The sequence below is a fragment of the Sulfurimonas sp. genome (assembly GCF_016744025.1).
Classification (GTDB): Bacteria; Campylobacterota; Campylobacteria; order Campylobacterales; family Sulfurimonadaceae; genus Sulfurimonas.
This window is the reverse complement of sequence record NZ_JADGFC010000092.1, coordinates 1-10,701: the sequence shown is the minus strand read 5'-3', so window position 1 is coordinate 10,701 and position 10,701 is coordinate 1. Positions and strand designations below refer to the sequence as shown.

Genomic DNA, 10,701 nt, shown 5'->3' with positions numbered 1-10,701 from the left:
AAACTCCGTATGAAGTGTTTTTCAGTGAAATGAGTAAAAGATTAGCTAGCTAATTTAGGTGGAAATTGCACTTGTTGTTGGAATTGGCGCTTTATAATTCTAATGTTATATGTTCTAAAAAAAAAGTGACTTAAGCATAAAAAAGAGTGATTTAAAATGAGTTATGTAACCTTTTATGTAACCTAAGTTTTAAAAAGTCTTTGAAAGTATTTGTTTAAGGGGTTTGTAGATGGTGCGGATGAGAGGACTTGAACCTCCACGCCTTGCGGCACCAGATCCTAAGTCAAATTATACCCATGTATACCAAATCCTATCAAGTTATATACAGCCTAAAAACAGTACTTTCCTAACTATACTTATGATATAGTTTTATACAGAGTTATATCTAAAACCGTACCCAAACAGTACCCTAGGAATGTAAAATGGCATTAAACAACTTTCTCATAAAAATTGAAGTCGATGGATTAGACACAAAAGGACTTTACTTAAAAGACACAATAAATCAATTTAAAAAACAAGAGAAGATTATTAAAAACCATCTCAAAAAACTTGATTATTCAAACATTGATATTGTACTGAAATTTTATTTCAGAAATAAACAGATTAAGAAGACTCTTAAATATAACAATATCACAGGATTGCAAGCTGTAAAAAAGGCAGCTATTAAAAGGTCTGAATTTAAAGAGGAACTAGAGCACTGTGGGGTAATTCAGAAAAAAAACTTCAAGTCTCTTAATGAATTGTGGGATGATTATATAAAATACAAATCTACTACTCTATCTCCAGAAAACATTTATACTTCTAAAAAAAGTTTTTCTAAGTGGATAAAACCAGATATAGGGCATATGGAAGTTAAAAGTATTATGACTTCAGATATTCAAAACATTGTAAACTCTATTTTAAGAAAGGGTCTTAAACCAAGAACAGCACAAACAATTAAACAGATTCTAAGACCTTTATACAATCATGCTATTGATATTGGTATTTGTGAAGTTAATCCAGCAATCAAAGTAAATATTCCAGTATTTGATAATACTGTGGATTTTCAATTAACAGAAGAAAAAAGGACTAAGTTATTTGAAGAGATAAAAAAATATGAGCCTTTGAAGTATAGAGGGATCATGCTGTTTCTTTACACTGGAAGGCGTTTAAATGAAGTTTTAACCCTACAGTGGAATAGCATTGATTTAGATCATAATGTATACACAATAGAGGCAGAATATAATAAAATCCGTCGAAGACAAGATTATAGACTATCGGTTATTTTAAGAGATTTTTTTGTTGAGTATGGTATTTTTAAATCTGGTTATATCTTTCCTGGCGAAAAAACAGCACATATTACTTCCAGTACTTTTAGACGACACTGGAAAAAAATCATTAAGAATGCTGGCATAGAACAAATGCGTATACATGATACCAGACACGCTATTGGTAACTATCTAGTTAATAATGGTGCTACACTTGAAGGAGTTGGTAAGCTTTTAGGACACAGTGGTATAGGAGTAACAAAAAGATACGCTAAACCTAGTGTTGAGACTGCCGATAAGCTTTTAAATTCTTATTTAGATTGAAGTCTTTATAATTCGTAATTAAGTGGATTATATAATGTCTACAAGAGTCCTTATTTCCTTCAATCACCATTAATATAGAAATATAGTTTTAATACTTTCCGATAAAGTTTACAGGTATTAATTATTGGATAATAATACAGTTATTAGAATAAAGTGTGTGTTAGCTTTTTTTTAAAATAACCTTAATTATATATGTATAACATATATAATGTTACTTGCATGAAAAATATGTTACTATTTTTTTCTATATTATTAAGATAACATTAATACAATACATGTAACATACATAATGTTATAATTAAAAAAATATGTTACAATTTTATATGAAAAATATAATTGGACTGATTTCGTATCTAAAAAACACATTGCATATAAGTGCTGCTATAAGCGATAAAAAGTTAGACTATATGAAGTCTATGCCTATTGCTATTAAAAGTAACTATGATATTTTCAACCTCAGAATACAGGACAAAGGTACTGTTTTACTTAGTACTAATGAGAAAGATATTGGTTCAATAAAAAAGCATTTAAATTTATTTGAAGAGTCTTTATCTATCCCTGTTATAGTACATATCGAGCATATAAGTAGTTCTACAAAGAAATATATGATTGAAAATGGTATCCCTTTTATATCAGAAGAAGCCATATATTTACCACAATTGTTGATATACTTTGATGACTTTAAAGAAAAATATAAAAAAGTAAAAAGTAAAAAACTATCAAAATTAGCTCAAACTATTTTAATCTCTTTAATTGTCAAGAGACAACACGGAATTAATAATAAAGATAGTGCAATTATGTTTGATGTTACAAAGATGAGTACAAGTAGAGCATTAAATGAATTAGCAGACTTTAATTATTTGGATATGCAACAGATAGGTAGAACAAAAGAATATTTTTTAAAACATCATATAGATATTGAAAAATTATTTATGGAACTAAAAAACCCCGTAATAGACACTATTTTCATCAAGCACCAAGACTTAAATTATTTTGACAGGAAAACAGAAGCCTCGTATAGTGCTTTAACTAAATATACAAATATAACGAATAGTTCACCTATATTTGCTGTGGAAAAAGACTATTTTAATAGGCTTATTAAGAAAGATAACCCAATTACAATTTATGATAAAGAATATGATAATAATCTCATACAAATAGAACTATGGAAATATAAACCGGAGATAGTAGATGATGGAGTAGCAGATCCAATTTCTTTATATATGTCATTGAAAGATCAAATAGATATTTATGATAGTAGAGTTAATAATGCAATGAACGAACTATATAATAAGATAGAAGGCATGATAAATTGATACAAGGTTTAGCCAATTTTACAGATTATTTCAAAGATAATAGTGATGATTATGTTGTTATAGGTGGGCTAGCTACTGCTATGATTATGAATGATTTTGGATTCATTGCTAGAGCAACTAAAGACATAGACTTAGTTGTTATATCAAAAGATAATGAATTTTTTTTAAAAAAATTACTTAAATTTATTGATATCGCTGGATATAAAACTAAAGAGAGGACAGATGATGATTCAAAACGAAATCTCTTTAGATTTCTTGATAGTGATAATAAAGATTATCCTGAACAGATAGAACTATTTGCTATCCATGAAGCTGATTCTGATATTCTCACAGCTAGTCATATAATTAAAATTGATACACCAAAATATTACAAGTATCTATCAGCAATATTATTAAATACAGAATATTTTAATTTACTAATTAAATATACAACAAATGTTGATGGATTACATGTAGCTACACCAGAAGCTTTAATCCCTTTAAAAATTCATGCTCACTTAAACTTATTAGAAGATGGGGATTCGGATGCAAAAAAGCATTTTACTGATGTTATTAGACTTGCGACAATGCTTGATGAAGATGATGTAGTTGTTCTTGAAGGACTACCAAGAGAAGAATTTATGAAATTTTTACCTATTCTGGAAGAAACTCATATCAATACCATACGAAATATTATAAAAGAAGCTCGGGTTGGCAGAGTGCCAAAAGAAACAATTTTGAAATTATTAAAATCAGTCTATTCTGTATAGTTAACTCTCAAATTTTTCATAATTTCGCATCAATTTGATAAATTAAACTTAGTCTATTGGTTTTTATTTAAAATTTTTCACTATATGAATCTATACTCAAATGTTTAGCTTCCATCATTCTTTGTTGAATTTCATCTCTTCTTTTATTTGATTCTATTTCTTGTTCTCTTACTATCTTGAGCGCTTGTGCTTCTTGTTCTTTTATCTCTTTGTCTATCATTTCTGCTCTATTTTCTTTTTCCAATTTAGCAAATTCTTTACGTCTTATTTTTTCTTTTCTTTTTTCATTCCAGTCTTCAACTTCGGCAACAAAATACTCATAATTAGATAGCTGTCCATCTTCTTTGATTTCTTCTGTAAGGTGATAATATTTATTTTCATACTTTGTATAAACAAGCTCACTTGCATTTTTTCTTCCATCATCTATTAAAAATATAGAAAATAATACAGTAACAATAAGTGGAGCAATGGTGTAAACTATATTATTTTTATCCCAATATCGATTAAAAGTTATTTCAACAATCCAAAAAATAAAATAAATTGGGGCAATCAATAGTATTGATGATATGCAAAATAAAATAAAATTATATGAAAATACCAAATGATATATTAAACCATACGAAATAATGGGTACTATTGCTATAATTAATAATTTATTGCCTCCTTTCCAATATCTTTCTGGCACATAAGAATTTTCCATCTCTTTCCTTTAATTTATAAATTATGACACTGTTATACTAGTGCCCAAAGAACACCGAAGTGCACTACTATTGATAAAGCTACGAATCTAGTATCTGAAAATTTCATCTTTTTAAATTCTCTATATTGTACTTATACTATTACTGTATTTAATTAATAAAACACCAACTATAAAAGTCCAATCTATATAAACCAACTTTGCGTATATTAGTTTATAATAATGTCAGAAAAATTTATTTTATGAAACAATATAATAATTCCTTCTACACGATAATTTCTGTTACTTTAGATAGTATTTTATCTAGTCCACTAACAACTTTAGCAGCAGTAGCAATATAATCAATTACATCATTTAATTCTTCAACTACTTTAGCAGAAGCTTCTTTAATATCTTTAAACTTTTCATGTAGCTCATTTAAATTATTTGACTGCTCTTCAATAGCTAAAATATCTAATAGATCTAATAAATCAGCTAGTTCTTCATGTTTTAATATCATTGCAGAATGCTCTGCTCCAAACTGATAATTATCAAAAAACTCTTGTATCTTGTTATATGCATTCTCTACTGAATCATATACTGTATTGTCTGTAGTCATTTACTGATCCTTCTTTAGGCTATCTCTAAATTCTTTTATAGAATCTACATGATTTTTTAAATCATAAAATATCTTGCTTAACTCTTCTTTGTTAATCTCATCTCGTTTTAGCGATAGGATTACATTTTTATGTAGCTTTGACATTATAATTACAGAATTTGACAATGCTTTAAACTCTTTATCTAGGCTATCAAGACGTTTTTGTAATAATGCAACATCTTCATACATAGCTACCTTTGTTTTAAAACTCTCAGCTAAAGGAATGCATTTTTTTGCTGCATCTTTTATTTGGCAATATGTATGTGGTTTGTTAAGAATCATAATTTTGATATTTTTCTGTTTATTAATAGAACGCTTAAGAATCTTTTTCCAGTGTTTTAAATCTTTATCTAGACTATTTATTGATGGTTGTACCCATTTATCAGCAACTAAAATAAGTTCTTTTAACTTTTTTGCTCTAATATATTCACTATAGCCTTTAAATGCACTATTTACTAATGTAGAAAATAGTTGAAGATCTTCATTTGACACATTATGTGAGATAACTTTATTCTCTGCCAGACTTTTAGCACTCTCATATAATTTTACGGAATTTTCATCTATTTTATTATTAAAACTATCCCCCGTTAGGGCGACCATAGCTTCAGAGAATGAAACAAGATCATTTAAAGTTTGTATCTGACCAGAATAATCAATCTCGACTGACTGTAAATCTTTTATTGTAGCGCCATCTCTAACTGCTTTATAATACTTCGCTCTTTGTGAGTTTTCTAAAGTATCCTCGTATGTAAGCATGATATTCGTTTGAGCTTGATTTGAAGCTATTGAATACTTAGAAAGTAACTGTTTAGTATCTTTAGAGACACAACCTGTAAGTGCCAATATTAATACTAATGGAGTAAGTAATATTTTAAAATATATCATCATACTCCTCATTATGAAACACAAATGCCATATTTAGGCAATACATCATGTATAATTGTAAGTCTGTGTTCTTGCAGAGCATCATGAAATAATTTCCAATCACTATTTAAGAAATTCTCCTTATACTTAAACCTATCATCTAATCTATCAAAAAATGATTCTTGTTCTATTGCATCATATTTCCATGAACCTTCACCCTTGGCAATATATGATAACGTTTGTTTACCAAAACTAAATTCACCATTTGCGATTGATTCTATCCACATTTCATGTCTATTATCACCCTTTGTGTCAGTAAAACTTCTAAAGTTAGATTCAATTTGTTCTAAGTCTTTGGCTAGTAATGCTGGGACATCAATTGAATTATCTAATTCATATCGATATCGACATAACTCAGCGTGTAATACATTAACAGCATGCATAAAATCTTCTGTATTATCCCTTATTATTACTTCCCCTAAACCATTTTTATATGCCCATCTTAAATATGGTTTATCTGGGCACTCTAAAGCCGCTCCATGTCCCATTGGGAATCTCTCTGTTAACCCTCTAGACTTTTTTTCATCTAGATATGATAAATTTTCATTCTCTAATTTCAAGTCATATACTTTATTCACTTCATGAATTTTCCCAGCAAATCCTTTATGAGCAAATGTATCTGCATATACATGCATTGTAATACCTAATCTATGTAGTGCATAGTTTTTATGTGAATCTCTTACACACATATCTAACATTTCTCTAGACACAGGGCTATCTGGTCTGCAAACTAATTTATTTATAAATTTACCAGTTGTCTCTTCATCAGAAGTTTTTCCATTATTACCTGGTAAAAAATGAAAAGGAACCCAAACTAGATGATTTTCATGTTGATTAACATGATGATGCAAATCATATGTTCCATGAGCTGAACTAATGCGGGAATACATTGCACCATTTTCAAACTGGAGTGTTCCTGCATTAGTGGCATCATCTACATATTGTGCAGCGTATGCTATTGTATTTGATTCTTTATGTTCAAATCCTGCAAGTCTTGCTAGTACGTACGTTACTGTATGGTGAAAGTCTTTTTGCATACTATACTCCTTCAACAATTGCATCTGGTGCATATTTGATTACAGCATTAATTCCATATTGACACATTTGCATTGAAGAATACGTTTCAGATGTTCCGATTATTTCATTATTCTGTGCGATTAGAACAAAGTATGGTTCATCATTAGTAGCTTTTTTAATTTCAAAACTACCTTTGTTTTGAGAATTAAGCTTTACAGATTCAATTCCATTTAAAACAGAATCTTTTATTTTGTAATTTTCACTATTTAGAATAGTTTCATGGTTTGGTGCTTTAAGCACAAAGTGGAACGGTTGGTTTGAAGAAGAATTCTTCGTTAATTTAAAGTATGCTTTTGACATAATTTATCCTTTATTTATTTCATATATTTAAAGCTATCAAAGCTTCACCTAATTTGTTGACAAAAAGCAGCCGCCTTTATATGTAGAATTATACTTAAAATAATCTTATTTGTCAACCTATTTAGTTTTATCATTTACTTTTAAAGAAAATTTAAGTATTATTTTAAATAAGGAGTTTGTATGGTTGGGAAGAGAATACAAAGAGCGAGAGAAGCAGAAAGTCTTTCTCTTCGCGCATTAGCTGAGATTGTAGGAGTGAGTCAAACGACGATTTCTAAATATGAAAAAGAGGATTCTACCCCTGATTCTACAATGCTATTGAAGCTTTCTAAAGCACTTAATGTAAAAACAAATTTTTTCTTTCAGACAAATGAATTTATTTTGGAAAATAAAGAATATAGAAAACGGACTATATCAAATATAGAGCTTCGTTCTATTGAATCGAAAATTTTAAATTTTGTTGAAAAAAGGTTTGAAGTAGAAAGCTTATTTCCAAATTTACCATTTAATAAATTTAAAGTACCAGCACTTAAAACTAAACAAATATCAAAACTAAAAGATGTTCCTCTTATTGCAGATGAACTTCGAGAAGCTTGGGAATTAGGGATAGATCCAATATCTGATCTTTCTAATGTTTTAGAGTCAAATGGAATAAAGGTTTTTATGATTGATGAAAGTGCAGATAATAATTTTGATGGGTTAGCGGCTATTGTAAATGATTATCATATTATTGTTATTAGCAAAAACTGGCCAGGTGATAGACAACGATTTACACTAGCTCATGAACTAGGGCATTTAATTTTAGAAGGAAGGCTTTGTTCAAAAATGGATGATGAAAAGGCCAGTGATCGCTTTGCGGCTGCTTTTTTACTTCCTGAGAAATCATTAAAAAATCAATTGACTGCGCGACGTAAGAGTATTGAAATTGCAGAACTAGCTTTAATTAAAGAAGAATTTGGGGTCAGCATGCAAGCTGTATTCATTAGAGCAAATCAGGCTGGTATTATTGACTACTTATATTCAAATAGTCTTTGGAAACTTTTTAAAAAAGAGGGTTGGGATAAAAAGGAACCTGGAGAGCAGTATCCTAGTGAAAAAATACACATATTTAAGCAACTAGTTTTACGGGCAGTGTCTGAAGAATATATCGAAGAGTCAAAAGCTGCGGAACTGCTTGACATGACTGTCAAAAAATTTCTAAAATACAGAATGACAGGAAAGTAATTTGCATGTACTAATAAGTGATTGTAGTGTTTTGATAGATATGGAAGAAGTAAGCTTAATAAAAGAAATGTTTTCTTTGCCATATACTTTTTCAATACCAGATATATTGTACCATGAAGAGTTGGATGATAATAGTTTGTTAATGCACGGACTAAATATACTCTCATTAAGCTCTCAAACGGTTAAGTACAAAGAGATAATTACACCTAAATATTATAAAGCGAGTAGCAATGATCTATTTCTTTTAGCTCTTGCCAAACAAGAAACTTGCATGCTTATTACAAGAAATAGTAAATTAAAACAAATAGGCGAAGAGGAATCAATAGTTATAAAAGGCATATCTTGGATATTTGATGAATTAATTAAACATGACATTATTAGTTTAAAAAAATCAAAAGAAGCATATTGCAGAATATTCAATAGTTAAATAGAGGTAACTGCTGCTAAGCCTAATATTACTATCAATGTTCCTCTTCTAAACAAACACATCATTCTCTAAATTAAAAAACAACTACGCAAGATGTATCAAGGTCATCAAACTACTATCTACGGTCGTAGATTCTTTACGAAAGTAAATAAGAAGTATCGATTAATGTAAGCTGATATTCATAACCTATTCCCTTCTGTAGGTGAATTAAATGCAGATGGAAGTAACTTTAGGTTTGACTTTGAGTTAGCACAACCAGAGCAGCATGGAGAATCTAAATTAATTGTACTTCATGCCCGACTGCTTTTTTTGTAAATTGCTGAAAGAGTATATAAGCTAGATAATACCTTTTACTAAGAGTATCTGAGCTTGTAATTAAACAACCATTTATTTAATATTATGCTAGAATTCTATAAAGACAAATTGAAGTTATTATCAATTACGGCTAAAAACTAACTGGTAATTAGTTTTAAACCTAGCACTAGGTTAAATTAACCGTTCGAAGGCAACTACATTTAATTGACTGAATAATTATTTCAATTACTCTTAACGCAAGTTTTACTAATAATATAAAAAGTTCCACGAAGTTTTAGCTCCATAATATTGTAAATAATCCTACAGATCCATCCGATTTAATGGAATACGTGGACATTTAATCTCTCTCAGCTGTCCATATCTAGAATTAATGAGACACTGGAATCAAGAGTTAGTAACGAGAAAACAGTAATGGCATGTCTTAAACCGACTCAAATTTTTTCTTAATTCTATAAACTACACTTCTTCCTACTTTGTGTTTTTTGACAATATGAGCTATCTTGTCACCTTTCTTTATATCGCATAAAATATCTTGCTCTAGTCCATTTGAGATTTTTTGACCACAACTAGCGCAGCTCTTAGTGTTCCCGTTTTTTAAGTTAGAATAGGTGACCAGTATAACTTTATTACAGCACATACAAAGGCATTTCCATGAAGCTTGAGTGTTTTTATTCTTGTCAAATTCCAACACATAAATGTCATTAAAAATTTGATTTTTTATGTCAACTCTTTTACTCATATTAACTCCTTAATTTATATATCCTATTAAAGCAATAGTTACTTGTATGAACTATAGAGCATGTTCTAGTTTAATCTTATGGTAGAAACTAGATACTAAAGCAAGATTATCAACCTTGACGTCAAAAAATATCGCATATTTTTTACTGCTGATATTAACTAATGGACTTACCATGCTCAGTACTATTTGGTTTTCTCCATAGCTGGCATTACTAAAAAAAACAAAACCAATTTTTTCATAAAACTTTTTCATATTGGGATGACAAGCTAAGGTTATTCCCGATGATATAGAGCACTCATTATCTATTATGCTCTTTATAGTGTTTGTTCCAATGTTTTGATTTCTGCAATCTCTTTCAACTGCAAAATATTTAATGCGTCTAAAATTAGTGTCGTGAACTCCATGAGACAAAAAGCAATATGACACTTTTTTATTGTCAATATGACCGACTAGAAGAGTTCCATTGTTTTGACCAAGAAGAGAATACATTATTCCAAATTATCTTCTTTTGCGTCTTCCATCAACTACGCAAGTTTAAATATGTCACAAATACTTTCATCTGTAAGTTCTCTATGCACTTCCACTTTTAAACACATTATTGCTCTCCATAGTTAACTGTATAAATATTGAATCGCCAATTCTAAAATCAAGTGCAATTTTTTGAAAGTAAGTTGAAAGATAGGATTAATCGATAATCTGCTAATCTTATTCGACCAAAAACAAAG

The 10,701-nt window shown here is 29.3% G+C and carries 12 protein-coding genes; 5 read left to right on the top strand and 7 right to left on the bottom strand.

The features are described from left to right. The first annotated feature begins 422 nt into the window (after positions 1-422). From QZZ48_RS11605 to QZZ48_RS11595, 3 genes are all read left to right on the top strand, one after another. Entirely contained in the window at positions 423-1,571 is a 1,149-nt protein-coding gene (locus QZZ48_RS11605; protein ID WP_294965959.1) for a site-specific integrase, read from the top strand. A 323-nt stretch (positions 1,572-1,894) separates the two neighbouring features. After that, complete coding sequence (locus tag QZZ48_RS11600) at positions 1,895-2,887, top strand: hypothetical protein (protein ID WP_294965957.1); 993 nt, start codon at positions 1,895-1,897, stop codon at positions 2,885-2,887. Further along, positions 2,884-3,636: a hypothetical protein gene (locus QZZ48_RS11595; protein WP_294965954.1), complete on the top strand. Its 753-nt coding sequence runs from the start codon at positions 2,884-2,886 to the stop codon at positions 3,634-3,636. The genes QZZ48_RS11600 and QZZ48_RS11595 overlap by 4 nt, the downstream gene beginning before the upstream one ends. A gap of 67 nt (positions 3,637-3,703) precedes the next feature. Here the strand turns inward: QZZ48_RS11595 and QZZ48_RS11590 are convergent, their stop codons facing one another. The 5 genes from QZZ48_RS11590 to QZZ48_RS11570 all read right to left on the bottom strand — a co-directional run bounded on the left by QZZ48_RS11590 (position 3,704) and on the right by QZZ48_RS11570 (position 7,271). Further along, positions 3,704-4,336: a hypothetical protein gene (locus tag QZZ48_RS11590; RefSeq protein WP_294965951.1), complete on the bottom strand. Its 633-nt coding sequence runs from the start codon at positions 4,334-4,336 to the stop codon at positions 3,704-3,706. Positions 4,337-4,598: 262 nt separating this feature from the next. Next, the gene (locus QZZ48_RS11585; RefSeq protein ID WP_294965948.1) at positions 4,599-4,931 is read right to left on the bottom strand and encodes a hypothetical protein; all 333 of its coding nucleotides are present in this window, start codon (positions 4,929-4,931) and stop codon (positions 4,599-4,601) included. Beyond that, positions 4,932-5,855: a hypothetical protein gene (locus tag QZZ48_RS11580; RefSeq protein WP_294965945.1), complete on the bottom strand. Its 924-nt coding sequence runs from the start codon at positions 5,853-5,855 to the stop codon at positions 4,932-4,934. An 11-nt stretch (positions 5,856-5,866) separates the two neighbouring features. Beyond that, positions 5,867-6,931: a DUF6765 family protein gene (locus QZZ48_RS11575; protein ID WP_294965943.1), complete on the bottom strand. Its 1,065-nt coding sequence runs from the start codon at positions 6,929-6,931 to the stop codon at positions 5,867-5,869. Between the two features lies 1 nt (position 6,932). Then, entirely contained in the window at positions 6,933-7,271 is a 339-nt protein-coding gene (locus tag QZZ48_RS11570; RefSeq protein WP_294965940.1) for a YegP family protein, read from the bottom strand. A gap of 180 nt (positions 7,272-7,451) precedes the next feature. Here QZZ48_RS11570 and QZZ48_RS11565 point away from each other — a divergent pair, with 180 nt between their 5' ends. Beyond that, a complete protein-coding gene (locus QZZ48_RS11565) occupies positions 7,452-8,495 on the top strand; it encodes an XRE family transcriptional regulator (protein ID WP_294965938.1) in 1,044 nt (347 codons plus the stop codon). 1 nt (position 8,496) lies between these two features. Beyond that, positions 8,497-8,922, top strand: coding sequence for a DUF3368 domain-containing protein (locus QZZ48_RS11560; protein WP_294965934.1), 426 nt, complete (start codon positions 8,497-8,499; stop codon positions 8,920-8,922). 736 nt (positions 8,923-9,658) lie between these two features. Here the strand turns inward: QZZ48_RS11560 and QZZ48_RS11555 are convergent. Together QZZ48_RS11555 and QZZ48_RS11550 are read right to left on the bottom strand one after the other, a co-directional pair. After that, entirely contained in the window at positions 9,659-9,976 is a 318-nt protein-coding gene (locus tag QZZ48_RS11555; RefSeq protein ID WP_294965931.1) for a hypothetical protein, read from the bottom strand. A gap of 51 nt (positions 9,977-10,027) precedes the next feature. After that, positions 10,028-10,465 carry a GNAT family N-acetyltransferase gene (locus QZZ48_RS11550; protein WP_294965928.1) on the bottom strand — a complete coding sequence of 146 codons (438 nt, stop codon included), beginning with the start codon at positions 10,463-10,465 and terminating at the stop codon, positions 10,028-10,030. Between the last annotated feature and the right edge of the window lie 236 nt (positions 10,466-10,701).

Excerpts from the sequence above, each read along its gene's own strand:
- QZZ48_RS11605 (WP_294965959.1), top strand. The coding sequence starts at position 423 with ATGGCATTAAACAACTTTCTCATAAAAATTGAAGTCGATGGATTAGAC.
- QZZ48_RS11600 (WP_294965957.1), top strand. The coding sequence starts at position 1,895 with ATGAAAAATATAATTGGACTGATTTCGTATCTAAAAAACACATTGCAT.
- QZZ48_RS11590 (WP_294965951.1), bottom strand. The coding sequence starts at position 4,336 with ATGGAAAATTCTTATGTGCCAGAAAGATATTGGAAAGGAGGCAATAAA.
- QZZ48_RS11585 (WP_294965948.1), bottom strand. The coding sequence starts at position 4,931 with ATGACTACAGACAATACAGTATATGATTCAGTAGAGAATGCATATAAC.
- QZZ48_RS11580 (WP_294965945.1), bottom strand. The coding sequence starts at position 5,855 with ATGATATATTTTAAAATATTACTTACTCCATTAGTATTAATATTGGCA.
- QZZ48_RS11575 (WP_294965943.1), bottom strand. The coding sequence starts at position 6,931 with ATGCAAAAAGACTTTCACCATACAGTAACGTACGTACTAGCAAGACTT.
- QZZ48_RS11570 (WP_294965940.1), bottom strand. The coding sequence starts at position 7,271 with ATGTCAAAAGCATACTTTAAATTAACGAAGAATTCTTCTTCAAACCAA.
- QZZ48_RS11565 (WP_294965938.1), top strand. The coding sequence starts at position 7,452 with ATGGTTGGGAAGAGAATACAAAGAGCGAGAGAAGCAGAAAGTCTTTCT.
- QZZ48_RS11555 (WP_294965931.1), bottom strand. The coding sequence starts at position 9,976 with ATGAGTAAAAGAGTTGACATAAAAAATCAAATTTTTAATGACATTTAT.
- QZZ48_RS11550 (WP_294965928.1), bottom strand. The coding sequence starts at position 10,465 with ATGTATTCTCTTCTTGGTCAAAACAATGGAACTCTTCTAGTCGGTCAT.